At 71.5% G+C, this 25,979-nt stretch carries 20 protein-coding genes; 12 read left to right on the top strand and 8 right to left on the bottom strand.

Going from position 1 to position 25,979, the window contains the following annotated elements; all coding sequences use genetic code 11:
• Positions 1 to 49: 49 nt before the first annotated feature.
• The 3 genes from MBR110_RS27865 (at position 50) to MBR110_RS27855 (ending at position 3,288) form a co-directional block, all read left to right on the top strand.
• Positions 50 to 952, top strand: coding sequence for a GNAT family N-acetyltransferase (locus MBR110_RS27865; protein WP_181709558.1), 903 nt, complete (start codon positions 50 to 52; stop codon positions 950 to 952).
• A 201-nt stretch (positions 953 to 1,153) separates the two neighbouring features.
• Positions 1,154 to 1,831, top strand: coding sequence for a heavy metal response regulator transcription factor (locus MBR110_RS27860; RefSeq protein ID WP_011880461.1), 678 nt, complete (start codon positions 1,154 to 1,156; stop codon positions 1,829 to 1,831).
• The gene (locus MBR110_RS27855; RefSeq protein WP_181709557.1) at positions 1,828 to 3,288 is read left to right on the top strand and encodes a heavy metal sensor histidine kinase; all 1,461 of its coding nucleotides are present in this window, start codon (positions 1,828 to 1,830) and stop codon (positions 3,286 to 3,288) included. The genes MBR110_RS27860 and MBR110_RS27855 overlap by 4 nt, the downstream gene beginning before the upstream one ends.
• On the opposite strand, the gene MBR110_RS27850 is transcribed toward MBR110_RS27855, so the two are convergent.
• The 3 genes from MBR110_RS27850 to MBR110_RS27840 form a co-directional block, all read right to left on the bottom strand.
• Positions 3,266 to 4,807 (bottom strand): efflux transporter outer membrane subunit, encoded by a 1,542-nt coding sequence (locus tag MBR110_RS27850; RefSeq protein WP_181709556.1) that lies wholly within the window; start codon positions 4,805 to 4,807, stop codon positions 3,266 to 3,268. The genes MBR110_RS27855 and MBR110_RS27850 overlap by 23 nt on opposite strands.
• Positions 4,808 to 4,977: 170 nt before the next feature.
• Complete coding sequence (locus tag MBR110_RS27845; RefSeq protein WP_181709555.1) at positions 4,978 to 6,438, bottom strand: efflux RND transporter periplasmic adaptor subunit; 1,461 nt, start codon at positions 6,436 to 6,438, stop codon at positions 4,978 to 4,980.
• A 52-nt stretch (positions 6,439 to 6,490) separates the two neighbouring features.
• The gene (locus tag MBR110_RS27840; protein ID WP_181709554.1) at positions 6,491 to 9,748 is read right to left on the bottom strand and encodes an efflux RND transporter permease subunit; all 3,258 of its coding nucleotides are present in this window, start codon (positions 9,746 to 9,748) and stop codon (positions 6,491 to 6,493) included.
• Positions 9,749 to 10,019: 271 nt separating this feature from the next.
• Between MBR110_RS27840 and MBR110_RS27835 the strand changes: the two genes are divergently transcribed.
• Entirely contained in the window at positions 10,020 to 10,301 is a 282-nt protein-coding gene (locus MBR110_RS27835) for a DUF4148 domain-containing protein (protein WP_034193620.1), read from the top strand.
• Positions 10,298 to 10,603, top strand: coding sequence for a hypothetical protein (locus MBR110_RS27830; protein WP_034193619.1), 306 nt, complete (start codon positions 10,298 to 10,300; stop codon positions 10,601 to 10,603). Before MBR110_RS27835 ends, MBR110_RS27830 begins: the two co-directional genes overlap by 4 nt.
• On the opposite strand, the gene MBR110_RS27825 is transcribed toward MBR110_RS27830, so the two are convergent.
• Complete coding sequence (locus MBR110_RS27825; protein WP_181709553.1) at positions 10,531 to 11,673, bottom strand: FAD binding domain-containing protein; 1,143 nt, start codon at positions 11,671 to 11,673, stop codon at positions 10,531 to 10,533. The genes MBR110_RS27830 and MBR110_RS27825 overlap by 73 nt on opposite strands.
• 145 nt (positions 11,674 to 11,818) lie before the next feature.
• Positions 11,819 to 12,598: a TetR/AcrR family transcriptional regulator gene (locus MBR110_RS27820; protein ID WP_181709552.1), complete on the bottom strand. Its 780-nt coding sequence runs from the start codon at positions 12,596 to 12,598 to the stop codon at positions 11,819 to 11,821.
• A gap of 192 nt (positions 12,599 to 12,790) precedes the next feature.
• Here MBR110_RS27820 and MBR110_RS27815 point away from each other — a divergent pair, with 192 nt between their 5' ends.
• The 4 genes from MBR110_RS27815 to MBR110_RS27800 are packed head-to-tail and all read left to right on the top strand — an operon-like array spanning position 12,791 to position 16,230.
• Positions 12,791 to 13,003, top strand: coding sequence for a hypothetical protein (locus tag MBR110_RS27815; protein WP_051974428.1), 213 nt, complete (start codon positions 12,791 to 12,793; stop codon positions 13,001 to 13,003).
• Positions 12,985 to 13,722 (top strand): YoaK family protein, encoded by a 738-nt coding sequence (locus MBR110_RS27810; protein WP_034193615.1) that lies wholly within the window; start codon positions 12,985 to 12,987, stop codon positions 13,720 to 13,722. Before MBR110_RS27815 ends, MBR110_RS27810 begins: the two co-directional genes overlap by 19 nt.
• 55 nt (positions 13,723 to 13,777) lie before the next feature.
• A complete protein-coding gene (locus tag MBR110_RS27805; protein WP_011880451.1) occupies positions 13,778 to 14,731 on the top strand; it encodes a lactoylglutathione lyase in 954 nt (317 codons plus the stop codon).
• A 14-nt stretch (positions 14,732 to 14,745) separates the two neighbouring features.
• Complete coding sequence (locus MBR110_RS27800) at positions 14,746 to 16,230, top strand: alginate export family protein (protein ID WP_034193671.1); 1,485 nt, start codon at positions 14,746 to 14,748, stop codon at positions 16,228 to 16,230.
• A 34-nt stretch (positions 16,231 to 16,264) separates the two neighbouring features.
• Here MBR110_RS27800 and MBR110_RS27795 read toward each other — a convergent pair whose 3' ends face one another.
• Together MBR110_RS27795 and MBR110_RS27790 are read right to left on the bottom strand one after the other, a co-directional pair.
• Positions 16,265 to 17,170, bottom strand: a complete 906-nt coding sequence (locus tag MBR110_RS27795) for a LysR family transcriptional regulator (RefSeq protein WP_014726112.1) — start codon at positions 17,168 to 17,170, stop codon at positions 16,265 to 16,267.
• Positions 17,171 to 17,471: 301 nt separating this feature from the next.
• Positions 17,472 to 18,392: a helix-turn-helix domain-containing protein gene (locus MBR110_RS27790; RefSeq protein ID WP_011880448.1), complete on the bottom strand. Its 921-nt coding sequence runs from the start codon at positions 18,390 to 18,392 to the stop codon at positions 17,472 to 17,474.
• 406 nt (positions 18,393 to 18,798) lie between these two features.
• On the opposite strand from MBR110_RS27790, the gene MBR110_RS27785 reads away from it, so the two are divergent.
• The 3 genes from MBR110_RS27785 (at position 18,799) to MBR110_RS27775 (ending at position 24,732) form a co-directional block, all read left to right on the top strand.
• Complete coding sequence (locus MBR110_RS27785; protein ID WP_181709551.1) at positions 18,799 to 21,933, top strand: ATP-binding protein; 3,135 nt, start codon at positions 18,799 to 18,801, stop codon at positions 21,931 to 21,933.
• 132 nt (positions 21,934 to 22,065) lie between these two features.
• Positions 22,066 to 23,973 (top strand): amidohydrolase, encoded by a 1,908-nt coding sequence (locus tag MBR110_RS27780; protein ID WP_181709550.1) that lies wholly within the window; start codon positions 22,066 to 22,068, stop codon positions 23,971 to 23,973.
• Positions 23,974 to 24,057: 84 nt separating this feature from the next.
• The gene (locus MBR110_RS27775) at positions 24,058 to 24,732 is read left to right on the top strand and encodes a hypothetical protein (RefSeq protein ID WP_014726106.1); all 675 of its coding nucleotides are present in this window, start codon (positions 24,058 to 24,060) and stop codon (positions 24,730 to 24,732) included.
• 88 nt (positions 24,733 to 24,820) lie between these two features.
• Here the strand turns inward: MBR110_RS27775 and MBR110_RS27770 are convergent, their stop codons facing one another.
• Positions 24,821 to 25,933 carry an alkene reductase gene (locus MBR110_RS27770; RefSeq protein ID WP_181709549.1) on the bottom strand — a complete coding sequence of 371 codons (1,113 nt, stop codon included), beginning with the start codon at positions 25,931 to 25,933 and terminating at the stop codon, positions 24,821 to 24,823.
• Positions 25,934 to 25,979 lie beyond the last annotated feature (46 nt).

Below are 25,979 nucleotides of genomic sequence, written 5' to 3'. Positions count from 1 at the left end.
GGGCCGTCGTCCGTGCCGGCTCGACACACGACACAAGAGGGATCGCCCGATGACACACGAACACGCGACCAACGCTGCCGCGCCGGCGACGGCGCTGCACTATCGACGCTTCACCGCCGCCGACGTGAGCGGAGCTCACGCGCTGTCGATGGCGCTGCGCTGGCCGTTCAGGGCCGAAGACTGGCAGTTCTCCGCCGACACGTCGACCGCGTTCGTCGCCGAGGAAGACGGCGTGGTGATCGGTACGGCGATGTGCTGGAAGTACGGCGCGGATCGCGCTGCGCTCGGACACGTGATCGTGTCGTCCGAGCACCAGGGCCGCGGCATCGGCCGCGCGCTGATGGAGATCGTGCTCGACGAGCTCGGGCCGCGCATCACCTTCCTGCACGCGACGCCGGCCGGCCAGCCGCTTTACGAAAAGCTCGGCTTCGCCGTGTGCGGCTCGCTGGATCAGTTTCAAGGCAACGTCGAGCGGCCTGCCTCGCAGACGCTCGCCGACGGCGAGCGCCTGCGGGCCGCCACGCCGGCCGACCTGGATTGCCTGGTGGCGCTCGACACGCGCGCGTCCGGGCTCGGGCGCGCCGCGCTGCTGGCCGCATTGCTCGAGCGCGGCGAAGGCGTCGTGCTGGAGCGCGGCGGCGAGATCGCCGGCTTTGCGGTGCTGCGCCGCTTCGGCCGCGGCCACGTGATCGGCCCGGTCGTCGCGCCGCGTTCGCCCGACGATGCGCTTGCGAAGGCGCTGATCGCGCACTGGCTGCGCGCGCGCGACGGCGAATTCGTTCGCATCGACGTGCCGTCCGGCACCTGCCTGCCCGACTGGCTCGATGCGCAGGGCCTGAAGCGCGTCGACACCTGCTCGAAGATGGTCCGCAACGCGCCTGCCGCGGCGCACGGCGCGCCGCACGATCCGGACTGCGGGCTGTACGCGCTCGTCAGCCAGGCGATGGTGTAACGCCCAGCCGGGCGCCGACGCGCCGCCGGGCCGGCCGCGTGCCGCACGCCATGTGTCGCGTGCCGCGGTCGCCGTCGAACGCGATGATGACCGGCACATTACAGTTTCGTCATCGACGCTGCCGGCGCATGCACGGAACGTCTCGCCATCGCCGTTTCCCGGTAACATCGCCGCATCTTTCCCCATGCGACGGAGCCGGCGATGCGCATCCTGATAGTCGAAGACGAACCGAAGACGGGCGCGTACCTGAAGAAGGGCCTGGAGGAGTCCGGATTCAGCGTCGATCTCGCCAAAGACGGCGGTGAAGGGCTGATGCTCGCGCAGGAAGAGCGCTACGACGTGATCGTGCTCGACGTGATGCTGCCCGTGCTCGACGGCTGGGGCGTGCTCAAGCGGCTGCGCGACACGCACACCACGCCCGTGCTGTTCCTGACCGCGCGCGACGACGTGCAGGACCGCGTGCATGGGCTCGAACTCGGCGCCGACGATTACCTCGTGAAGCCGTTCGCCTTCGTCGAGCTGCTGGCCCGCATCCGCACGCTCGCGCGTCGCGGCCCGCCGCGCGAAACCGAGCATCTGGCGGTCGGCGATCTGGAGATCGACGTGGTGCGCCGCCGCGTGAAGCGCGGCGCCGTGCGGATCGACCTGACGCCGCGCGAATTCTCGCTGCTGCAACTGCTCGCGCGCCGGCAGGGCGAGGTACTGAGCCGCACGCAGATCGCGTCCTACGTCTGGGACATGAATTTCGACAGCGACACCAACGTCGTCGAAGTCGCGATCCGGCGGCTGCGCGCGAAGATCGACGATGCCTTCCCGGTGAAGCTGATCCATACGGTGCGCGGCGTCGGCTACGTGCTCGAACCGAAGGACGACGCGTGACACGCTTGCGATCGCTGTCGGCGACGCTCGCGCTCGCGTTCGCCGCGACCACGCTCGCCGCGTTCGCGCTCGTCGGCGCGTACGTGTACATGGGCCTCGAGCGGCAGGTGAACACGCAGGACGATCTCGACATCGTGCTGGCCGCGCGCCACACGCGCCGGCTCGCGGGCGAGCTCGAATCGCTCGACGCGGTGCGCGCGCATGCGGAGCGTCTGACGAGTCAGGTGCTCGGCAACGAGGCGCTGTCGATGGTCGTCCTCGACGCCAACGGCGACGTGCTGGTGCGCCACAACGTCCGGCTGAGCGCACCCGACGCGGCGCTCTACGACGCGCCGGGCGCACCGACCGACGCGCAGCTGCTGGCACCCCGCGCCGTGCCGGTGCCCGACAACGAACGGATCACGGCCGAGCGCCTGCAGACGTGGACGGTCGACGGCGGCGCGCCGATGCGCGGCGTCGTGATCGCCGCGGCGCTCGGCGATCACACGCCGATCCGCATCGCGATCGCGCGCAACATGCACGACCGCGCGCAGCTGCTCGACGGCTACCGAGACCGGCTGAAGGTTGCGGGAGCGGCAGGCGCGCTGTTCGCGCTGCTGTTCGGCTACTGGCTGATCCGCACGGCGCTTGCGCCGCTGCGCGAGATCGTCGCGAACACCGGCCGGATCACGGTCGACAAGCTCGACACGCGGCTCGACGCGTCGCGCGCGCCGCACGAGTTGCGCGCGCTGGTCGACGCGCAGAACGCGATGCTCGCGCGCCTGCAGCAGGCGTTCGCGCACCTGTCGCAGTTCAGCGCGGATCTCGCGCACGACCTGCGTACGCCGCTGAACAACATGCGCGGCGCAACGGAAGTCGCGCTCGCGCGGCCGCGCTCGGCCGACGAATACCAGGCGCTGCTCGAATCGAACCTCGAGGAATACGACCGTCTCGCGCGGATGATCGACAACGTGCTGTTTCTCGCGCGCGCCGAGCACCCGAGCTTCGTCACGCGGCAACGCGCGTTCGACGTGCGCGACGAACTCGATCGCATCGCCGAATACTTCGAGGGGCTCGCCGACGAAGCGGGCTCGACGCTGCGCGTCGAAGGGCACGGCCGGCTGACGGCCGACGTCGAGCTGTTCCGCCGCGCGATCGGCAACCTGCTCGCCAACGCGCTGCGCTACACGCCGGCCGGCGGCGTGATCACGCTGGCGGTCGACGAAACGGCGGACGCCGTGCAGGTCGTCGTCGCGAATCCGGGCGAGCCGATCGACCCGGCGCTGCTGCCGCGGATCTTCGACCGGTTCGTGCGCGGCGACCCCGCGCGCAGCGGCGGTGCGCCGGGCGGCACGGCCGGGCTCGGCCTCGCGATCGTGCGCTCGGTGATGGAGCTGCACGGCGGCAGCGTGCGCGTCGAGAGCGATGCGCGCGGCACGCGTTTCATCCTCACGTTCAACCCGCCGCCGCCGGCGTGACGGCCGCGCGGTCGTTCGTCGCCGCTGACGGCGCCGGTTGCGCGCCGGCCGCCGCGTCTGCGTCGCGGCCCGCGGCGCCTTGCCAGCCGCCGCCCAGCGCCTTCAGCAAGCCGACTTCGGCTTCCATGCGGCGCGCGTCGATCTGGTCGGCCGTGCGGCGGTTCGTCAGCGCGATCGTCTGGGCGGTGACCACGTCCAGATAGCTGACCGCGCCCGCGTTGAAGCGGTTCGTCGTGAGCCGCAGCGACAGGTCGGCCGCGTCGGTCGCGCGCTGCTGGCTGCGCGCTTCGGACGCGAGCGCGGCGATCGTCGACAGTTGATCCTCGACCTGCTGGAACGCGACCAGCACCGTTTGCCGATAGCCGGCGACCGCGCCGTCGTATTGCGCGTGCGCGCCGCGCAGCGACGCGCTGCGGCGTCCGCCGTCGAACAGCGTGCCGGCGAGCTGCGGGCCGATCGACCAGAACAGGCTCGGCGCGGTGAGCCACGGCGCGAAGAACGAGCTTTCGAGGCCGGCGCTCGCGGACAGCACGAGATCGGGGAAGAACGCGGCGCGCGCCTCGCCGATCTGCGCGTTCGCGGCCGCGACGCGGCGTTCCGCCGCCGCGATGTCGGGCCGCCGTTCGAGCAGCTGCGACGGCACGCCGGCCGGAATGGCCGGCACCGCGAACGGCGTCACGCGCGGCGGCAGCGCGAAGGTCGACGCGCTCTCGCCGACGAGCGTCGCGATCGCATGCTGGAGCTGCGCGCGCGCTGCGTCGATGTCGGTGTCCTGCGTGCGCGTCGCTTCGAGCTGCGTGTCGGCTTGCGCGACCGCCGACGCGTCGATCGCGCCGGCCGCCAACTGCTGCTGCAACAGCGTGAGTGCGTCGGCGTACGCGCGCACCGTGTCGTCGAGCAACTGCTTCTGCGTATCGAGCGAGCGCAGCGCGAAATAGTCGGTCGCGAGTTCGGCGGTCACCGACAGCTTCACCGCCTGCAGGTCGGCCGCGCTCGCGGCCGCATCGGCCTGCGCGCCGGCCACCGCGTCGCGCACGCGGCCGAACACGTCGGGCTCCCAGCTCGCGGCGACGCCGACCTGATAGTCGGGCGTGGTCTTGCCGGCGAGCGACGAGCCGAGCCGGTTCTGCGACACGCGCGCGCGGCTTTGCGCGGCGCCCGCGGTGAGCGTCGGCAGGAAGCCCGCGTGCTGGTAGTCGACCATCGCGCGTGCTTGCTGCAGATCGGCGACGGCTTTCTTCACCGTCTGGTTCGACACGTCGACGCGGGCTTCGAGCGCGTTCAGGTCGGCGTCGCCGAACACGGTCCACCACGCGCCGCGCGCGGCGTCGTCGGCCGGCACCGCGACGTGCCAGCCGGCCTGGGCCGCTGCGGCGGCCGGGGCGCCCGCGTAGCGGGCGGGCACGGCGACGGACGGCGGCGCGTACGGCGGCAGCGTCGAGCACGCGCTCAGCGCGGCGGCGACGCCGAGCGCGACGATGCGCCGGGCAAACGGGAGCGGATGACGAAGAAGGCGCATGGCAGGTGTCTCGCGGGTGGTCGTCGATGAATCAGCTTTGGGTCGGTGTCGATGTCGACGCAGATGGCGGTGGGGCGGCGGCGGCCCCGAGCGCGACGATGTGCCGGGCAAACGGGAACGGATGACGAAGAAGGCGCATGGCGGGCATCTCGCGGGTGGTCGTCGATGAATCAGCTATGGGTCGGTGTCGATGTCGACGCCGGTGACGCGGCGGTCGTGGGCCGGGACGGCACGGCGTGCGCGGACGATGCGGCAAGCGGCGCGGCAACGGCTGACGCAACCGACGCGCCAGCGGGTGAGGCAACCGGTGCGCCAACTGCCGAACCCGCGCGGGCCACGATCTTCACGGCTTCCCCCGCGGCGATCGCATCGCCCGGGTTGTCGATCACGCGATCGGTCGGCGCGAGCCCCGCGACGATCTCGACCCGCGTGCCGAAATCGCGGCCGATCTGCACGGTTTTCAGCGAGGTGCGTCCGTGCGCGTCGACGGTCGCGACCGTCACGCCGTTCGGACGGAACAGCAGCGCGCTGACCGGCAATTCGAGCGCGGGCGCCGCACTCGGCACGACGAGATGCGCCTGCGCATACGCGCCGGGCAGCAGCGCGCCGTCGCGGTTGTCGACGTCGATCTCGACGCGCAGCGTGCGCGTGACCGGATCGATCGCCCCGGCGGTGCGCGCGACGCGCGCGGCGAAGCGGCGCCCCGGATACTGCTGCGTGCTCAGGTAGACCTGCGTGCCGGTCGTGATGCCGGTCGCGCTGTCCTGCGGCACGTCGACGAACACGCGCAGCGTGTCGGTCTGCTCGAGATGGAACAGTTCGCCGGACAGCCCCGCACTGCCCGGCGTGCCGCCTGCGGTGACGAGCGTGCCGACGTCGACGTCGCGCGCGGTGATCACGCCGTCGAACGGCGCGGTGACCGACTCGTACGACACGAGTTCGGCGAGGTGCGCGACATTGGCCTGCGCGGAGGCGAGCATCGCGCGCTTGGCGTTCATGTCGGCGGTCTTCGTGTCGGCGTCCTGCTGCGACACCGACTGCGTCGCGAGCATCTGCTGCCAGCGCTGCGCGGTCGATTTCGCATAGTCGTAGTTCGCCTGCGCGGTGGCCGCGTCGGCGCGCGCCTGGCGCAACTGCGCGTCGAGGTCGGGCGCGGCGATCTGCGCGAGCGGCTGGCCGGCCTTCACGTGCGCGCCGAGATCGGCGCTCCAGTGCGCGATGTAGCCGCTCGTACGCGCATAGATCGACGCCTCCTCGTACGGCATCACCGCACCCGGCAGCGTCAGCGTCTGGTCGGCCGGCGCCGCGCCCGGCACGATCACCGATACCGGCAGCACCTGCTGCGCGGCCACCTGCGCACGCTGCGCGGCGCGCGCGTCGAGCCGCGGCACGATGCCGATCGCGAGCAGCGCGGCCGCCAGCGCGATGCCGGCGAGCGGCACGGCCAGCTTGCGGTCGCCGCGGGCGGGCGGCGCGTCGGGTGCTGCATAGGGCGCCGCGGTGGGCGTGGCCGACGTGGCGGGCGTAGCAGACGTGGCAGACGCGCCAGACGTCGCCGGCGTCAAAGTCTCGGCGGTTGAAGTGCCGGCTTCGCCAGCCGGCGGCGGGGCGGGTTCGATCGAGTCGTTCATGATGGGTCCGGGGTCGGGGCGAGTCGAGGGATGAAGGAGCGGCCGTCCGCGCTCAACGCAGCGCCGGCGTATCGGGCGCACCGGGCGCACTGCGCATATCGGACGCACCACGCGCGCCCGCCGCGTCGCGACGCCGCTCGAGCCACGCGTGCACGAAGCCGAACACGACCGGCACGAACAGCAGCGTCGACAGCGTGCCGAACGCGAGCCCGCCGATCACCGCGCGGCCGAGCGGCGCGTTCTGCTCGCCGCCGTCGCCGAGGCCGAGCGCCATCGGCAGCATCCCGATCAGCATCGCGAGCGCGGTCATCACGACCGGACGGAAGCGGCTGAAGCCGGCGTCGAGCGCGGCCTGCCACGGCGATGCGCCGCCGGCGAGCAGCTCGCGCGCCGCATTGACGACGAGGATGCTGTTCGCGGTCGCGATGCCGATGCACAGGATCGTCCCGGTCAACGCCGGCACCGACAGCGTCGTGCGCGTCACGAACAGCATCCACGCGATGCCGGCCAGCGACGCCGGCAGGCCGCCGACGATCACGAGCGGATCGAGCCACGACTGGAAATTGACGACCATCAGCAGGTAGACCAGCGCGATCGCGAGCGCGAGACCGCCGAGCAGCCCGGCGAACGACTCGTGCATCGCCTGCACCTGGCCGCGCAGCACGATCGACGAGCCGGGCGGCAGCTGCGCGCGCGCGTCGTCGACGAGCTTCGTCACGTCGGCCGTGACCGCGCCGAGGTCGCGCCCCTGCACCGACGCGAAAATGTCGAGCACCGGCTGCACGTTGTAGTGCGACACGACCGCCTGCTGCGTCGTGCGCGAGAAGCTGCCGAGCGTGCCGAGCAGGTTTTGCGCGGGCGCACCGGCCGCCGGGCCGCCGGCCGGGCGCTGCGGCGACGGCGCGCCGCTGGTCGGCAACGGCACGTTCGCGAGCGCTTGCAGCGAATCGATCGTGTACTGCGGCGTCTGCACGAGCACGGGGTAGCTCACGCCGTTGCGCGGATCGAGCCAGAAGTTCGGCGTCGTCTGCGAGCTGCCGGACAGCGCGATCAAAAGGTTCTGCGCGACGTCGCGCTGCTGGAGCCCGGCCTCGATCGCCTTGGTGCGGTCCACGTTCACGTCGATCGCCGGCTCGTCGCCGGGCTGCTGGATGCGCGCGTCGACCAAACCGCGCACGCCGCGCAGTTTCGCGAGCAGCGCGTTCGCGACCGCGCGGTTCTGATCCAGCTTGTTGCCGACGATCTGGATATCGACCGGCGCGGGCAGCCCGAAATTGAGGATCTGGCTCACGATGTCGGCCGGCAGGAACGCGAACGTCACGCCGGGGAACGACTGCGCGAGCAGGTTGCGCAGCCGGGCGACGTACGCGGTGGTCGGCGCGTGGCCCGGCTTCAGCGTGATCATCACGTCGGCGTCCTCGGTGCCGATCGGGTCGGACGAGTCGTAGGTGAGGTTGATCCCGCTCACCGGCACGCCGATGTTGTCGAGCATGCCGGCCAGTTCGCGCGCCGGAATCACGCTGCGCACCTTGGCCTCGACTTCGTCGGTCAGCCGTGCGGTCTGCTCGATCCGCGTGCCGGTCGGCGCGCGCAGATGCAGGCGGATTTCGCCGGTGTCGATCGCCGGGAAGAAGTCCTGGCCGGCGAACGCGAACAGGCCCGTGGACGCCACGCACGCGAGCACGAACGCGGCCGCGAAGCGGCGCCGGTGCGCGATCGCCGCGGCGAGCAGCGCGCGATAGCCGAGCCGGATCGCGTCGAAGCGGCGTTCGAACGCGGCCTGCAGGCCGGCGATACGCGCGAACACGCCGCGCGGCGGGCGGCCCTGGCCCTTCGCGCGCATCAGCACCATCGCGAGCGTCGGCACCAGCGTGCGCGAGAAGAAGTACGACGCGACCATCGCGAAGATCACCGCCTCGGCCATCGGCACGAACAGGTAGCGCGCGACGCCCGTCAACAGGAACATCGGCACGAACACGATGCAGATCGACAGCGTCGACACGAAGGTCGGCACCGCGATCTCGCCGGCGCCGGTGAGGATCGCGTCTTCGAGCGGCTCGCCGCGTTCGAGGTGATGCGTGATGTTCTCGATCGCGACGGTCGCGTCGTCGACGAGTATGCCGACCGCCAGCGCGAGCCCGCCGAGCGTCATGATGTTGATGGTCTGGCCGAGCGCGCCGAGCGCGAGCAGCGACGTCAGCACCGCGAGCGGAATCGACACCGCGATGATCAGCGTCGCGCGCCAGCTGCCGAGGAACAGCAGGATCATCAGCGCGGTCAGGCACGCGGCGATCAGCGCCTCGCGCACGACGCCCTGGATCGCGGACTTCACGAACACCGACTGGTCGTCGAGCGCCGCAATGTGCAGCGCCTTCGGCAGCCCGGCCGCGATCTTCGGCAGCATCGCCTTCACCTGGTCGATGATCGTCAGCGTCGATGCGCCGCCGGTCTTCTCGACGGTCAGCAGCGCCGCGCGCTTGCCGTCGGCGCGCACGATGTTGGTCTGCGGCGCGTAGCCGTCGCGCACGTGGGCGACGTCGCGCACATAGACGACGCTGCCGCCGATCGTCTTCACCGGCAGGTCGTTCAGCGCGACCACCGTCTGCGTGCTGCCGTTCAGCTGCACGTCGTACTCGTGCGTGCCGATCTTCGCGGTGCCGCCCGGCAGGATCAGGTTCTGCGCGTTGATCGCGTTCACCACGTCGATCGGCGCGAGCCCCTTCGCCTGCAGCGCGCGCGTGTCGAGATCGACGACGATCTGGCGGATCTTGCCGCCGTACGGCAGCGGCACGGCCGCGCCCTGGACGGTTGCGAGCTGCGTGCGGATGAAGCTGTTGCCGAGGTCGTACAGCTGCTGTTCGGCGAGCGTGTCGCTCGACAGCCCGAGCTGCAGGATCGGCACCGTCGACGCGTTGTACGTGATGATGTTCGGCGGCAGCGTGCCGGGCGGCAGGATGCGCAGGATCGACGCGGCGTTGCTGGCGGCTTCCGCGATCGCGCGATTGATGTCCGCGCCGGGGTGGAAGAACACCTTCACGACCGACACGCCGTTCAGCGACTGCGATTCGATGTGCTCGATGTCGTCGACGTCGGACGTGAGCGCGCGCTCGTAGTTCGACGTGATGCGCTTGGCCATGTCTTCGGCGGAGAAGCCGTTGTACGACCAGACGATGCTGACGACCGGGATGTCGATGTTCGGAAAGATGTCGGTCGGCATGCGCAGCAGCGCAAGCGGCCCCGCGATGAAGATCAGCAGCGCGAGCACGACGAACGTATAGGGCCTGCGCAATGCGAGCCGGACGATCCACATGATGTTGTTCCTCGAAGCAGGGCACGGATGCCGCGTTCGATGCGGCGAGCATGCAGTCTGCCGGCGCGGCGTTGACCCGAGCCTGTCGCGAAGATTACGAAACCGTCATCCGCGTGCGGCGGCGGCGGATGACGAATTTGTCATGTTCCGGTCAGCGTCGCGTGCACCGCGATCGCCAGAATGAAGACGTCAGGCAGCGAGTCGCATCGGGGCTCGTGCCGGCGGCGCATCGACGATGCGTCTTCATCGAATCGTTTCCGGGAGTTCCATCATGAACCGCAGGATGATTGCAGCCGCCTTGCTCGCGCTCACCATCGGCACGCCGGTGGCCGCGTTCGCCCAGAGCGCCTCGGCGGGCCTGACCCGCGCCGACGTGCTCGCCGAATTGGTCCAGGCCCAGCGTGACGGCACGGTGCCGACGTCGCGCTGGGATTACCCGCCGAGCGCGCCGACGATCGAGCGCAACCGCGAGCTGTATGCGCTCGGGCATGGCGAGCAGCACACGCAGAGCGCCGCGGCGGCGCAGTCCGGGTCGACGGGGAGTGCGTTGTGAAGGCCCGTGTGGTCGTGGCGCGCGTGACGGCGCTGGCGCTCGCCGCAGCGCTCGCGGCCGCCGTCGCACCGGCGTTCGCGCGCGGCCAGCCGCAATTGCCCGACGACGACGGCGGACGCGCCAGCGTGCTCGCCGCGTTGAATCCGCAGCACGACGCGACGCCCGAGCGTGCGGTCGCGGGCATGGGCTCGGGCTCGGCTGCGACGGGCGAGGCTCGGGTCGCGCATGCTCAGGCGGCGCCCATCAAGCGCGCGCCGAGCGCGATGCCGCGCGCGGACACCAGCGCGCTCGCCGCGCGCTGATCGGCATCCCAGGCCGCGAGTGCGGCGTCGAACGCCGCGCCCGGCGCGACGTCGTGCAGTGCCGCGGCGAGCGCGACCGCGTTGTCCGCCGCCTTCGCGACGCCCGCCGCGGTGTGCGGGCGCACGACGCACGCGGCATCGCCGAGCAGCACGGTGCGGCCGAACGCCATGCGCTCGACGGCCAGATCGTAGATCGCCTGCGCGAACGGGGCCGGTGTCGTGTCGACGAGCGTGGCGAGCGTCGGCGCGAGCATGCGGTCGGCGGCGTCCACGAGTTCGGCGCGGTTGTCGTCGCGCATCGCGCCCGGCGGCAGCGACCCGTCGCGCTGCGTGCCGTCGCGGGTCAGGAACAGCGACGTCAGCCGCTCCGGCGCGAGACGGCGATACCAGACCCAGTTCACGCGCCGCTTGCCGGGTTCGATCGCACCGTCCGCGCCGGGCACCAGATAGGTCAGGAACAGGTGCGCGCCGCCTTGCTGGAACGTGAAGCGCTCGCGCAGCAGGTACAGCACCTGCTCGGGCAGCGCGTGTTCGTCGACGAGTCCGCGCCACGCGACGTAGCCGGCATACGCGGGCCGCACGTCCGGCAGCAATTGCGCGCGCACCGTCGAGCGCGCGCCGTCGGCGCCGATCAGCAGATCGGCCGTCTCGACGCGGCCACTCGCGAAATGCGCGACGACCCGGTCGCCGTCCTGCTGGAACCGCTCGAACGCGTCGCCGGCATGGATCACGTCGTCCGGCAGCGCGTGCTTCAGCGCCGTATAGATCACGTTCCATCCGGTTTGCGTTTGCGGCATGGTCAGGCGTTGCACGACGTGATCCTGCGCGTCGACGTAGATGCGCTCGATCGAATCGACGCCCGCGTTGGCGGGCAGCGCGACGCCGCCGAACGCGAACGCGCGCTCGATCGGCGGTTGCAGCACGATGCCGCCGCCGCGGCTGTCGAGCTCGCGCGCCGATTGCTCGAACACGCGGACGTGCCAGCCGCGCGCGCGTAGCGCAGTCGCGGCGAACAGGCCGCCGACCGATCCGCCGACGATGACGGCCTTGCGGCCCGATGCGCGTTCCATGATGTGTGCTCCCGACGAAGATCCATGCGCACGGCGGGCGGCCGCGCGCTGCGGCGTAGCGCCGATATCGCACCGAGCTTAGGGCAGGATGGGCGTGCGCGAGTTGAATCGTTCTGAAGCGCTCGGACGGCGGGCGGGGTTTGCGCTACCCGCGCTTGCGGCGCGGTGTGGGTGTGGGCGCGGGCGTGGGCGTGGGCGTGGGCGTTGGGGCGGGTGTAGTCGTCGTCGGCGGCGTGTCCGCCGCCACGCGCTTCAGCGCGGCCGGCGTGCCGTTCAGGAACGCGTCGATCTGCCGCTCGATCTCGGCGTCGACGTCGTCGGGCACCGGCAGCCCGTACACCCATTTGCGCACGCCGAGATAGAAGATGCTCGCGTGCAGGCTCCACACCAGCTCGATCTCCGCATTGCGCTGCGCGTCGGACGCCGGCGTCGGGATGTCGTATTCATGGCGCAGCTCGCGCAGCACGGGCAGGAACACGCGCTCGCGCAGCCGCGACAGATAGCGCGTATTGAACCCTTCGCGGCTCAGGCCGGCGAAGATGAAGGTGCGGATCCATGCGCGCCGCAGGATCGTCTGCGCGTACGAACGATAGAACGCGACGAGCCGCTGTTGCAGCGGAATCGTCCGGTCGGCGATCAGTTTTTCCCAATCGGGATTCCACGTGTAGACCTCGTCGTACACGCGATCGATCAGCGCTTCCTTGCTCGGGAAGTAGCGGTACAGCAACGGCTGCGTGACGCCGATCTGCCGCGCCAGCTCGCGCGTGCTGCCGGAAAAGCCGTGCGTCGCGAAGTGTTCGACCGCCTTTTCGACGATCTGCCGCTCGCGAGCCTCCGGCGTGAGGCGGCGGCCCGGCGTGGCGGCCGGTTCGGCGGCCGCCGTCCGGCTCGGGCGGGACGCTGCTTTGCGCTTGGTTTCGGTCATCCATCGGCTCCTGAGTGGCGCCCATTCTGCACTTATCGGTCGAAAAATAGCAAGGCGAGCCGGCCGCCGGATTCAGAAGATTTAAGTTCGCCGCCATGACTTTAAGGATGGCGTTCCTTAGGCTGCTCCGTGATCGCCGCACGCATCGGACGCCGCCCGGCGCCGGCCCGTGCGCCGCAACCGAAACGGACCATGCCTCATCTGATCTCGCTGGGAGCCGGCATCGCAGCCGGCCCGCCGTACCACCTGGCGCGCGTGCCGTCGCTCGTGCCGTCGTCGCTCCCGCCCGCCGGGCCGCTCGACATCGTCATCGTCGCGGGCGAGCCCGCGCTTCCCTTGATGGCCGCGCCGATGCGCGCGCCGCAGAACATGAAGGAAGGTGCGTCATGCCAGCCGGCCAGCTAGCGGCAAGCGGCGCGAGCGCGCCCGATCACGTGGCCGGCGAGGACGTGATGCTCGCGTCGATCGCGGGCTACGTCGACACGCTCGGCTTCGTCGCGCTGTTCGGGCTGTTCACCGCGCACGTCACCGGCAACTTCATCCTGATCGGCTCCGGCATCGCGGGCGTCGGGCAGGGCCTCGTGATCAAGTGGCTCGCGTTTCCCGCGTTCATCGCCGGGATCGTCGCCGCCCGCCTGCTCGATCACCGGATGCGCGTGCGCGGCCACGGCCCGCGCGCGTGCTCGCTGTATGCGATGCAGGCGATCCTGCTGACCGGCTTCATGCTGGCCGGGGTGGCGGCGTCGCCGATCGCGAGCGCCGATGCGCCCGCGACGATCCTCTGCGGGCTGCTCGGCGCCGCGGCGATGGGCGTGCAGAACGCCCACGGCCGGCTGACCGCGCGCTCGGTGGTGGCGAACACCGTGATGACCGGCAACGTCACGCAGGCCGTCATCGACGCATTCGACTGGCTCGTGCCGATCGCCGCGCCCGCGGAGCGGGAAGCCGCCCGCGCCCGGTTGCGGCGCACGCTGCCGCCGGTCGCCGGTTTTGCGCTCGGCGCGGGCGCCGGTGCGACCGCGTATCTGTATGCGGGATTCTGGGCACTCGCGCTGCCGCTGGCGGTGCTGGTGTTTCTTGCCTGTCGCGCGGGCCGCCGCGACGCGCGGCCCGCATCCCGCTGAATCCGAATCCGCGCGCGGCGCCACGCCCCGCGCGTCACCATCAAGGAGAAACCCGATGAGTTCACTGAATCTGCGCAGCATGCTGCGCTCGACCGCCGCGGCGTCGGCCGTACTCGCCGCGCTGCTGGTCGGCGCGCCCGCCCATGCCGACGAAACCCATCTCGACGACATCGCGTCGCCGGCCGCCTCGACGCGCCTGCCGGCCGTCGCCGTAGGCCCGCAGTACGACACGACCCATGTGTGCGTGGCGCCGGAAGACTTCGACCGCTTCACCGACAGCTTCGTCGCGACCTTCGGCGGCAAGAAATCGCAGCAGGGCGTGTTCCAGGTCACGCCGACGCCGAGCCAGACGATGTCGCAACTCGTGCTGACGCCGGTCGGCACGATCTCGGTGTTCGGCTTCAAGACGCCGATCCCGTATCCGTTCTGCGACGAGCGCACCGGCTATCTGGTCAGCGACATCGACGTGGCGGTGAAGTCGGCGCGCGCGCACGGCGCCGACGTCATCGTCGCGACGTTCCCCGATCCGATCGGGCGCGACGCGATCGTCCGCTGGCCGGGCGGCGTGAACATGCAGCTCTACTGGCACACGCAGGCGCCGAACTACGACCCGTTGCAGACGGTGCCGGAGAATCGCGTGTACGTGTCGCCGCAAAGCGCGAGCAAGCTCGCGCGCGACTTCGTCGCGTTCTCGCACGGCAAGATCGTGTCGGACGTGCGCCATGCGCCGGGCGTCGAGATCGGCCGGCCGAACGACACGTATCGCCGCATCCGGATCGAATCGGGCTTCGGCAAGATGACCGTGCTGGCGACCGACGGCCATCTGCCCTATCCGTTCGGCCGCGAGATGACCGGCTACGAAGTGACTGATCTCGCCGCGACGCTGAAGAAGGCCGAAGCGGCCGGCGTGACCGTGCTCGTGCCGCCGTTCGCATCGGACGGCCGCGAGGCGGCGCTGGTGCAGTTCCCCGGCGGCTACGTCGCCGAGATCCACGCGCGGACGAAATAACCGTGCGCCGCCCGATGAACCGAGCGTGGCGCGGCGCGCTGCCGTGCGTCGTGCTGGCGGGCGGCGTCGCGTTGCACGCGGGCGCGGCGGCCGGCGCCGAAGCGGCAGACGCGACGGCCCCGGCGGCCGCACCGGCCGCCACGCCCCCTGCGACACCCGCAGCCGCGGCCGCTGCGACGTGTACCGCGAAGCGGCCCGTCGTGCTGTTCAACCGCTGGCAGGAAGACTGGTCGGTGCTCGCGAACCCGTGCGTGCCGCGCAAGCCGTTCGACTCGCTGAAATACGTGCCGCTCGGCGACGACCCGTCGACCTACCTGTCGCTCGGCGCGAGCCTGCGCGAGCGCTTCGAGCTGAACAACGCGCCGCTGTTCGGGCTGGGCGCGGCGCACGACGACAACTACGTGATCCAGCGCGCGAACGTCCATGCGGACCTGCGCTATCGCGGCCATCTGCAGGCGTTCGTGCAGTTCGTCGACGCGCGGCCGTTCGGCAAGAACACGGTCGGCCCGGTCGACAAGGATCAGCTCGATCTCGAACAGGCGTTCGTCGCGTACGTCGATCAGGTGGGGCCCGGCACGATCAAGACGCGCATCGGCCGGCAGGAGATGGCGTTCGACTTGCAGCGCTTCGTGTCGGTGCGCGACGGTCCGAACGTGCGGCAGGCCTACGACGGCCTGTGGGCCGATTACGAAATCGGCAAGTGGCGGCTGATCGGCTATGTGACGCGGCCCGTGCAGTACCGCGACGACGCGGCGTTCGACGACGTGTCGAACCGGCATCTGCGCTTCGACGGCGTGCGCGTCGAGCGCAACGGCACGGGGCCCGGCGACTTGTCCGCGTACTGGTCGCGCTATACGCGCGACAACGCGCGCTTCGCCGACGCGGCGGGCACCGAGCGCCGCGACGTGTTCGACGTGCGCTACGCGGGCAAGGCCGACTCGCTCGACTGGGACGTCGAGGCGATGCTGCAGACCGGTCACGTCGGACAGGACACGGTCGGCGCGTGGGCGTTCGGCGCACTGGGCGGCTATACGTTCGCGAAGACGCCCGGCACGCCGCGCGTCGGCATCCAGGTCGACGGCGCGTCGGGCGACGCGCATCCGGGCGACCACCGCGTCGGCACGTTCAACCCGATGTTTCCGAACGGCTATTACTTCACGCTCGCCGGTTACACGGGGTACAGCAACCTGATCCACGTGAAGCCGTCGCTGACGTTCAAGCCGTCCAGCTCGGTGACGGTGCTCACGGCCGTCGGCTTCCAGTGGCGGCAGACCACGGCCGACGCGATCTACGGGCAGGGGATGTCGGCCGTGCCGGGCACGGCGGGCAAGGGCGGCGCGTGGACCGGCATGTACGCGCAGGCGCGCGTCGACTGGCTGGTCAACGCGAACCTCGCGCTCGCGCTCGAGGCCGTGCACTTCGAGCTCGGCTCGTCGATTCGCGCGCTCGGCGCGCGCAATGCCGACTACGTCGGCATGGAAGCGAAGTTCGGCTGGTGACGCGCGTGACGGCCGACGTGTGACGCGGGACGCGTCATGCCGGCGCGCGGGCGAGCGCGGCGATGAAGTCGATGAACGCGGCGACGCGCTTCGAGCCGCGCTGGTTCGGCAGGTACAGCGCGGTGATCACCGCGCGTGCGGCGCCGGGCGTGACGTCGTAGTCGTCGAACAGACGCCGCAGGCGGCCGGCCTCGACGTCCGCATCGACCAGCCAGTCGGGCAGCAGCGCGATGCCCGCGCCGTCGAGCGCGGCTTCGCGCAGCACTTCGCTGTGATTCGATTTGAGCCGGCCGGCGACGACGACCTGCGTGGTCCCCTGCGCGCCGACGAAGGTCCACGCCTGCTGGTCGACGCCGAAGTGAAAGCGCAGGCACGCGTGGTCGACCAGGTCGCCGGGCGTGGCCGGCGTGCCGTGCGCGTCGAGGTAGCCGGGGCTGGCGACCACGTGGCGCCGGAACGTGCCGAGCGGGCGCGCGACGACGTCTGCGCTCGGCGCCGCGTCGCCGAGCCGGATCGCGACGTCGATCCGGCTCGTCACGAGGTCGACGCGTTCGTCGGTGAGCTGCAGGTCGATGTCGAGCTTCGGATGGCGCGCGAGCAACGCCGCGACGTGCGGCGCGATGCGGCGCAGCCCGTAGGCGACCGGCACCGACACGCGCAGCGGCCCGGACGGCTCGCTGCCGCGGTCGGCGACGAGCGCATCCGCATCGGCCAGTTCCTCCAGCACGCGCTTCGCCCGCGCGTAGTAGACGACGCCGGCATCGGACAGCGTGACCTGCCGGGTCGTGCGGTTGAACAGCACCGTGCCTAGCGATGCCTCGAGCGCGTCCACTGCGCGCACCACCGACGAAGCGGCGAGTTCGAGACGCCGTCCGGCGCTCGAGAAACCGCCGGCTTCGGCCACTTCAACGAACGCGCGCAGCGCGGAGAATTTGTCCATCGGGTCGCCCTCGTGCGTGTCGCAACGTCGCGTTGCATGCGGTTCGCATTCTAGCGTCGGCTGCGTGGGGCGCAGCGGCGGCGTGGGCGATCTTCAGGACGATTCAGGGGCGGGGTGGGAGGAGGGTTGTGAGGTGTGCGCGTGCATTCTGCGACGCGCACGCCTGACGGCTTCGCGCAACGTCAGGCCCGCTGCTTCGACGGCGCGAGGCGCAGCAGCTCGGCCACGCTGTCGACGTTGAACTGTTTCATGAGCCTCGCATGGCGCGCTGCGCGCCGACGCCGTTGCCAGGCCGACGCGATCAGCGCGAGCGCGCGCGGCGCCACGCGCCGGGCGGATGGCCGATCACGCGCAGGAACACGCGGTTCAGATGGCTCTGGTCGGAGAACCCGCAATCGGCGGCGATCTCGGCGAGCGTCATGTCGGACGTCTCGATCAGATGGCGCGCCCGCGTCACGCGCTGTTCGAGCAGCCACTGGTGCGGCGTGCGGCCGGTGGTGCGGGAGAACGCGCGGATGAAATAGCCGCGCGACAGGTCGCATTCGTTCGCGACTTCCTCGATCGACACGCCGAGGTTCGCCTTCTCCATCAGCAGTTCCTTCGCGAGCGCCACTTTTGCCGGCGACAGCACGCCCTTGCGCTCGAGGTCGCGCACGCGCGCAGCGCCGTAGCGGCGCAGCAGATGGGTGCCCATCGCCAGCCCGATCTGCTCGATGAACAGCGCATCGAGCGGACCGGGCGCGTCGAGGCTGTCGGCGACGGCGTGCGCGAGATGGCCGAGCACCGGGTCGCGCACGTCGGGCCGCGAGGTCAGGCCGCCGACCGCGCTGCCGCCATGCTCCCGGCCGACGCGTTCGAGATACGCGGGCGGCAGCTCGACCAGCACGAAGTCGAAATTACCGTACAGGTCGGCGCGGAAATGGCGCGAGAAGTCGCGAATGTAGATCGAGTGTTGCTGGAACCGGCGCTCGCTCGCGCCCGCGCGCCCGTAGAGCGTGCGGCGGTGGCCGCCGTTCAGCGATACGCCGACCAGGAAGCCGCGATCGCATGCGGGCATGTCGATATGCTCGACGTGCGCCTCGCGCATGCATTTGCGGTGCAGCTTCAGGCCGCCGGCGGCCGTTTCGATGTCCTTCGACAGCAGGCTTGCCGCGCAGCCGAGCGTGTCTTTCGGCGTTGGCGCGACCGGGGCGTCCGGCGCTGCGATGACGAGGTCGGGCATGGATTGTTTTCCTGCGAGTGACTCGTGGCGCGTTACGACGAGTCGAGTTTATACGGGCACGCGTGCATTCAAAATGAATTTGTACAAAGGTCCGCTCGCGACCCTGACGATTGACTTTCGATGCGCGGGCGCGACGGCCGCACGCCCGAACGCCCGCGCGGGGCACGTGTGCGCGGGGCCCGGCACAGTATAGCGGCGCTGCCCGACACGCAAGTGACCGCGCCGAGCGGCGCGCCGGCACCCGCGCAGCGCATTTTCCTTCAAGATTTCCGCCGGCCGTCCTTTTACACTGGGCCGTCAATTCGATATTTCCCCGCCCGGCGCGATCGCGCGCCGGGCTCCGACTTCCTGCCGCGTGAGCTGCCGCGCTCATGCGGCGGTCATCCTGAGGTACCCGGAGGCGGCCATGATCCAGATCGGTACTTTGTCGGTCGATTTCGAGCAGCGGGACATTCGTCGTCACGGCGCGTCGCTGCGCATCGGCGCGCGTGCGCTCGACATCCTCGAAGTGCTGCACCGCGCGAGCGGTTCGGTCGTGTCGAAGGACGACATCATGGATGCGGTCTGGCCGGGCCTGATCGTCGAGGAAAACCGGCTGCAGGTGCACGTCGCGACGCTGCGCAAGGCGCTCGGCGCGAATCGCGATCTGATCAAGACGGTTCCCGGGCGCGGCTATCTGCTCGTCGCGAGCGCGTCGGCCGCGGCCGGGCCGGCGCCGGACGTCCCAGAGGGCGGCGAGCCTGGGCAGGGCATGTCCGCGGCCGCTGCGCCCGCTGGATCCGTTGCGCTCGTGGAGTCCGCAGCCCCCGATCTCGCCGCGCTGCCCGACGCCTCCCACGCCGTGCCGACCCCGCCGCTGGTCGGGCGCGATGCCGAGCTCGCGCAGATCGTCGCCATGCTGGCGCGCACGCCGGTCGTCACGCTCGTGGGCGCGGGCGGCATCGGCAAGACGAGCCTCGCCGCGCATGTGGCGCACGATGCGCGCTGCCACGGACGCGAGCGCGTGCTGTTCGTCGAGCTCGCAGCCGCGTCGACGCACGACGACATGCTGATCGCGATCGCGGCCGAACTCGCGCTCGGCGTCGACGGCGTACCGGCCGTCGAGTGCGTCGGCGCCGCGTTCGCCGAGTCGCGCAGCCTGCTCGTGCTCGACAACGCCGAGCACATCGTCGATCTGGTCGCGAAGCTCGTCGAAACCCTCACCTCCGTTGCCGGGTCGCTGCGCGTGCTGGTCACGAGCCGCGAGCCGCTGCACATCTCGGCCGAAGCGGTGCTGCGGATGAGCCCGCTCGCGGTGCCGGCAAGCGATGCGTCGTTCGACGAAATCGCCCGGTGCTCGGCCGTCGCGCTGTTCCTGGAACGCGTACGCGCCGCCGCGCCGGAGTGCCCGATCGACGAAGCGGCCGTGCGGCTGATGGGCGACATCTGCCGGCGCCTCGACGGGCTGCCGCTCGCGATCGAGCTGGCCGCGGCAAGGGTGGCGACGCTCGGGCTCGCGGTCGTCGCGTCGCGGCTGGACGACCGGCTGAACCTGCTGACCGGCGGCCTGCGGTCGTCGCTGCCGCGCCATCAGACCCTGCGCGCCACGTTCGACTGGAGCTACGTGCTGCTCGATCCGACCGCGCGTGCGCTGTTTCGCCGGATGGGCTGCTTCATCGGGCCGTTCTCGTTCGATGCCGCGCGCGCGGTCGCCGCGGAGCCCGACACGTCGGCGTCGGACACGATCGCGGTGCTCGGCGAACTGGTCGCGAAATCGCTGGTGAGCGTCGAATTCCATGGCGCATACGTGTGCTACCGGCTTACCGAGTCGACGCGCGCCTATGCGCTGGAGAAACTGCACAACGAGGGCGAGTTCGAGCGGATCGCCGCGCGCCACGCGCTGTACGAGCGCGAACATGCGCCGGCGCGTGTGGGTGTCGGCGCTGAAGCGGGCACGGACACGGACGCGGACGGGCGCGCGGCGCACGCGGACGATGCGCGGGCGGATGCGCAAGTCCATGCGCAGGCCCACGCGCAAGCCCGGATCATGGCAGCGGCCGAAGCCGAAGCCGAAGCCGAAGCCGAAGCCGAAGCCGAAGCCCAAGCCCAAGCCCAAGCCCAAGCCCAAGCCCAAGCCCAAGCCACGACCGACCCGGCGCCGCCGGCCGCCGCCATTCCCGACCCCGACCTGGACCTGTTGACGCACGCATTGCAGGAGCCCGCGCGGATGCGCGAGTCCGCCGCGCACGCGAGACAGCTGCTCGACGCGCTGGACGCAGGCGCCGCCGCCCCGCTCGACGCGGGCCGCGAGATGCGGTTGCGCGCTGCATGCGCGTCGGCGGTGCTGCACACCGACGGCGATGCGCTGGCCGCGGCCGCGATGTGGGACCGCACGCTGGGCCTCGCGGCCCGCAGCGGCGACGACGCGTTCGACGCGCGCGCGCTGGTCGGATTGTGGAACACGATGCTGACGCTGTCCGACATCCACGAATCGCTGCGCTACGCGATGCGCTTCGAGCGCGCGGCCGAGCGGCGCGGCGACCCGTCGCAGCGCTTGCTCGCGCATGCGATGGTCGCGACCTCGCTGCACTATTTCGGCGAGCACGCGCAGGCGCGCGAGCGGCTGGAGGCGGCCACGGCCGGCCTCGCGGACGCCGGCGAACCGCCGTGCGCGCAGGCGGCGCTCGGCGTCGACGTGGCGACGCTCGCGCGCACCATGCTCACGCGGCTCGTGTGGATGCAGGGCGAGCCGGAAGCGGCGATGCGCTTCGCCGCGCAGGCGGTCGAGTGCGCACGCCGCGCGGGCTCGCCGCTCGCGCTGTGCATCGTGCTCGGCGCGGCCGCCGTGCCGATCGCGCTGCGCTACGGCGATCACGACATCACGTCGGACTATCTCGCGACGCTGCGCGCGAGCGCCGCTGCGCACGGCTTCGACATCTGGCGCAGCCACGCGGAATGCCTGACCGGCCAGTTCGACATCCAGGCCGGCCATCCGGGCGCGGGGCTCGCGCGGCTCGAGCCGGCGCTGCAGCGTGTCGACGCGAGCGGGTTCCGCAGGCTGCTCGCGCCGCTGAACGTCGCGTATGCGGAAGGGCTGGTGCGCACCGGCCGCGCGGCGCAGGCGCGCGCGCTGCTCGACGCGACGCTCGCGCGCTGCCGCGCGCACGGCGAGCACCTGTTCGTCCCCGAACTGCTGCGCGTGCGCGGCGTCGCGATGCTCGAGCACGCGCGTACCGTCGGCGCCGACCTCTCGGTCGCGTGCGAGGCGGACGGGCAGCGTCATCTGCAGATGGCGATCGAGACCGCGAACGCGCAGGGCGCCGGGATGTGGGCGCTGCGCAGCTCGCTGGATCTCGCCGATCACCTGATCGAGCGCGGGCGTACCGCGCAGGCTTCGACGCTGGTCGCCGGCATCGTGCAGGACTTCGACCCGCGCTCGCGCGCGCACGACGTGCGCAGGCTGCTGCGGGTGCAGAGTTTCGTGCGTCAGGACGCGGCGCCCGTGCCGTCCCGCGCGCGCGCCCGACACGACGCCGTCGACGCGGCGCAGCAGGGGGCATGACGATGCGCGCATTCGGGGCGGCGGGGCCGCTGTGCGTCGGCGGCATGCGTGCCGCCGTGCGCGTGCCGGCCGCATTGGCGAGTGCGTACGAGCCGCGGACCGCGCGGCGCGCCGCGCACCGGAGGCCCGACAGTGCTTAGAGCGACGGAACCCGCGCACTCGGCGGATCTCGTCGTCTTCAACGGCAAGATTGCGACACAGGACGAGCGGGGCGCGTTCGTCAGCGCGCTCGCGGTGAAGGACGGGCGCATCGTCGCGACCGGCGACGATCGCGACGTGCTGCGTCATGCCGACGTCGCCACGACGCGCATCGACCTGCACGGCCGCACCGTGATTCCCGGCCTCGTAGATGCGCATCTGCAGGCGATCCGCGGCGGCCAGACCTTCAACCTCGAATTGCGCTGGGACGGCATACCGTCGCTCGCCGACGCGCTCGACCGGTTGCGCCGGCAGGTGCGGCGCACGCCTGCGCCGCAGTGGGTGCGCGTCGCCGGCGGCTGGAGCGCGCTGCAGTTCGCGGAAAAGCGCGGGCCGACGCTGGCCGAGCTCAATGCAATCGCGCCCGATACGCCCGTGTTCGTCCAGCACCTGGGCGACAGCGCGTGGCTGAACGCGGCCGCGCTGCGCGCGCTCGGCTACGACCGCGACACGCCCGATCCGGGCGGCGGCGAACTGCGGCGCGACCGCTACGGGCGACCGACCGGGCTGCTGCTCGCGCGGCCCGACCCGGCCGTGCTGAGCGCGGCGCTCGACCCAGCGCCGGCGCTGTCGGACGGCGACCGGCTCAACTCGACGCAACAGTTCATGCATGCGCTGAATCGCGTCGGCGTGACGAGCGCGATCGACGCGGGCGGCGACGGCCTCGTCTATCCGGACGACTATGCGGCCGTCATGACGCTCGCGCGGCGCGGCGAATTGACGACGCGCATCGCCTACGCGCTCGGCGCGCGGCATGCGGGCCGCGAAGTCGACGACTTCGCGAAATGGATCGCGCTGACGGCGCCCGGCGATGGCGACGCGTTCCTGCGCACGCACGGCGCCGGCGAGCGGCTGCTGTTCTCGGCGGTCGATCTCGGCAACTTCCTCGAGCCGCGCACCGAGCTGCCGGCGTCGCTCGAGGCGGATCTCGCGGCCGTCGTGCGGCTGCTGGTGCGCCACCGCTGGCCGTTCCGGCTGCATGCGACCTACGACGAGTCGATCGGCCGTTTCCTCGACGTTTTCGAAGCGGTGAATCGCGAGCTGCCGTTCGACGGCTTGCGCTGGTGCTTCGACCGTTGTGAAACGCTGTCGGACGCCAATATCGCCCGGATCGCAGCGCTCGGCGGCGGCGTGACCGTGCAGCCGCGCATGGCGTTCCAGGGCGAGGCGTTCATCGCGCGCTACGGCGCGACCGCGGCGCGCCGCGCGCCGCCGATCCGCGCGATGCTCGCGGCCGGGCTGCCGGTCGGCGCGGGCTCCGGTGCGACGCAGACGGCCGGCTACAACCCGTTCGTCGCGCTGTACTGGATGGTGTCGGGGCGCTCGGTCGGCGGCACGCCGCTGTACCCCGCGCGTGCGCGGCTCGGCCGGATGGAGGCGCTGCGCGTGCACACGCTCGGCAGCGCGTGGTTCTCGGCGGACGAGCACCGCAAGGGCGCGCTGACGCCCGGCCGGTACGCGGACTTTGCGGTGCTGAGCGACGACTACTTCGCGATCGACGTCGCGCGCATTCCGCAGTTGTCGTCGGTGCTGACGGTCGTGGACGGCAAGGTCGTGCACGCGGACGCCGAATTCGCGTCGCTCGCGCCGCCGTTGCCGCCCGTCAGCCCCGCGTGGTCGCCGGTGGCCGACCGCGGCGCAGACGGCGGCGCCGATGATGCGGCGGGCGGCGCGCGAGCCCGTGCGCGCGCGTCGGCGGCGGCGGGCGCATGCGCCGAGCCGGGGATGGACGCGTGCCGTACCCGCGGCCACGGACGCCGCTTCGCGCGCTCGCGCTTTCCGACGGCGAGCGCCGCCGGCGATCGTTGCGACGCGTTCGGCTGCCGCTGCGTCGCGTTCTAGCGCGCCGCCCCGGCGTGCCGCGTGCGCGGCCGCGCGTTGCATTGAACGATTTTCCGCCCCGTGCACGGGGCATGAGGAGACGAGATGAATGCTGCGCACACGCGCGCACCGGCTGACGGCGGCGAGGTGGCCGGCGTGCGCATTCCGCGCACGCCGCTGGCGATCGACGCGGCCGACGCGGCGCGCGCATCGTTGCCTGCCGCGCTCGCCGGTCACGCCGCGCGCGTATTCGTGTTCGCGTCGCTCGCCGCGCGGCGCGCGGGCGACACGTGCGATGCCGATGCGCTGTATGTCGCCGCGATGTACGTGAACATGGGATTGAGCCACGCGTACTGCCGCTCGACCGCACGTTACGAGCTCGACGGGGCGGATGCCGCGCATGCGCTGCTGCTGCGGCATCGCCGCTCGCGGCGCATGCGCGACGACGTGTGGCACGCGATCGCGCTGCATACGACGCCGGGCGTGGCCGTGCGCGCATCGCCGCTTGCGCGCGCGCTGGCCGGTGCGGTGTCGACCGATCTGATGGCGACCGACTTCGACGCCTATACGGCCGACGAGCGGGCCGCGCTGCTGGCCGCGTACCCGCGCGGCAGCGGTTTTCGCGAAGCGTTTCTCGACACGGTCGCGCGCGGCGTCGAACATCGGCCGCAGTCGACGTTCGGTACGTGGAGCGCCGACGTGCTCGAACGCGCGGACCCGGATTTTCATCGGCCGAACTTCTGCGGGCGCGTGCTGGGCGCGCGATGGACCGACGCGTGACGGCGTCGGGGCGGCCGGGCGATGGCCGGCTGCCGTGGGACGGGGCGGGCGGCGACGGGTAACTGCACGCTCTCCGCCCCCCACATCCCTACACCCCCGCTTCCGCCGCATTGTGCCGCGCATAGTCCACGTAACCGGCGCGGTCGCCGCCGTACCAGCCGATCGACTTCGGCTGCGCGAGCGGCGCCCGCGTCGCGATGCGCTCGACGAGATCCGGGTTGGCGATGTACGCACGCGCGAACGCGACGAGATCGGCGTCGCCCGCATCGATCAGCGCGTTCGCCGCGTCCGGCGCGATGCCGCCGTTGACGATCAGCGTGCCGCCGAACGACCGGCGCGCCTGCGCGACGATGCGCGGCAGATCGGGCTCGCCGCTCCAGCCGTTGGTGTCGGCCGCGTGCAGGTAGGCGACGCCCGCGTCGTCGAGCATGCGCCCGACGTATGCGTAGGTCGCATCGGGATCGGCGTCGCGCACGTTGTTGTACTTCGCGTACGGCGAAACGCGCACGCCGACGCGGCTCAGCGGCATCACGCCGCCCACCGCGTCGACGATCTCCTCGAGAAAGCGCGCGCGGTTCGCGACCGAGCCGCCGTAGCGATCGTCGCGGCGGTTCAGCGTCGACGACAGAAACTGGTGCGGCAGATAGCCGTTGGCCGCATGGATCTCGACGCCGTCGAAGCCCGCGGCCATCGCCTGCATTGCCGCGTGGCGGAATTCGGCGACCGCCGCGACCACTTCGTCGGTCGTCATCGCGCGCGACGGCGTCGCGTGGATCTTCGTGTAATAGCCGTTGTGCAGCTGCGCCCACACCTGCAGCTGCTCGAGGTCGTCGTTCACGCCCGACGGCGACAGCGGCGCGGCGCCATCGAGCAGCGCCAGCGAGCCGACGCGCCCGCCGTGCCACAACTGCGCGAAGATGCGCCCGCCGTTCGCATGGACGGCGTCGGTGATCTTCTTCCAGCCGGCGACCTGCGCATCGTCGATCAGCCCGGGCGTCGATTCGAATGCCGCGGACGCCGTGCTGACGTTGGTCGCCTCGGTCACGATCAGCCCGGCGGACGCGCGCTGCGCGTAGTACTCGGCCATCAGTTCGGTCGGCAGGCCGCGCGACGGCGCGCGCGAACGCGTCATCGGCCCCATCACGACACGGTTGGGCAGCGCGAGGCCGCGCAGGTCGTAGGCACTGAGCAGGGAAGACATGGTGGACTCCTTTCGTTTCACGTTGGGCGCGGTGACGTCCGCGCGG

The organism is Burkholderia sp. MBR-1, assembly GCF_013822785.1.
Classification (GTDB): domain Bacteria; phylum Pseudomonadota; class Gammaproteobacteria; order Burkholderiales; family Burkholderiaceae; genus Burkholderia; species Burkholderia vietnamiensis.
Note: the sequence above shows the minus strand (reverse complement) of the source record. Positions and strands in the feature narration are given on the sequence as shown.

Coding starts and splice junctions, on each gene's coding strand:
- MBR110_RS27865 (WP_181709558.1), top strand. CDS start 50: ATGACACACGAACACGCGACCAACGCTGCCGCGCCGGCGACGGCGCTG.
- MBR110_RS27860 (WP_011880461.1), top strand. CDS start 1,154: ATGCGCATCCTGATAGTCGAAGACGAACCGAAGACGGGCGCGTACCTG.
- MBR110_RS27850 (WP_181709556.1), bottom strand. CDS start 4,807: ATGCGCCTTCTTCGTCATCCGCTCCCGTTTGCCCGGCGCATCGTCGCG.
- MBR110_RS27845 (WP_181709555.1), bottom strand. CDS start 6,438: ATGAACGACTCGATCGAACCCGCCCCGCCGCCGGCTGGCGAAGCCGGC.
- MBR110_RS27840 (WP_181709554.1), bottom strand. CDS start 9,748: ATGTGGATCGTCCGGCTCGCATTGCGCAGGCCCTATACGTTCGTCGTG.
- MBR110_RS27835 (WP_034193620.1), top strand. CDS start 10,020: ATGAACCGCAGGATGATTGCAGCCGCCTTGCTCGCGCTCACCATCGGC.
- MBR110_RS27825 (WP_181709553.1), bottom strand. CDS start 11,673: ATGGAACGCGCATCGGGCCGCAAGGCCGTCATCGTCGGCGGATCGGTC.
- MBR110_RS27820 (WP_181709552.1), bottom strand. CDS start 12,598: ATGACCGAAACCAAGCGCAAAGCAGCGTCCCGCCCGAGCCGGACGGCG.
- MBR110_RS27815 (WP_051974428.1), top strand. CDS start 12,791: ATGCCTCATCTGATCTCGCTGGGAGCCGGCATCGCAGCCGGCCCGCCG.
- MBR110_RS27810 (WP_034193615.1), top strand. CDS start 12,985: ATGCCAGCCGGCCAGCTAGCGGCAAGCGGCGCGAGCGCGCCCGATCAC.
- MBR110_RS27805 (WP_011880451.1), top strand. CDS start 13,778: ATGAGTTCACTGAATCTGCGCAGCATGCTGCGCTCGACCGCCGCGGCG.
- MBR110_RS27800 (WP_034193671.1), top strand. CDS start 14,746: ATGAACCGAGCGTGGCGCGGCGCGCTGCCGTGCGTCGTGCTGGCGGGC.
- MBR110_RS27795 (WP_014726112.1), bottom strand. CDS start 17,170: ATGGACAAATTCTCCGCGCTGCGCGCGTTCGTTGAAGTGGCCGAAGCC.
- MBR110_RS27790 (WP_011880448.1), bottom strand. CDS start 18,392: ATGCCCGACCTCGTCATCGCAGCGCCGGACGCCCCGGTCGCGCCAACG.
- MBR110_RS27785 (WP_181709551.1), top strand. CDS start 18,799: ATGATCCAGATCGGTACTTTGTCGGTCGATTTCGAGCAGCGGGACATT.
- MBR110_RS27775 (WP_014726106.1), top strand. CDS start 24,058: ATGAATGCTGCGCACACGCGCGCACCGGCTGACGGCGGCGAGGTGGCC.
- MBR110_RS27770 (WP_181709549.1), bottom strand. CDS start 25,933: ATGTCTTCCCTGCTCAGTGCCTACGACCTGCGCGGCCTCGCGCTGCCC.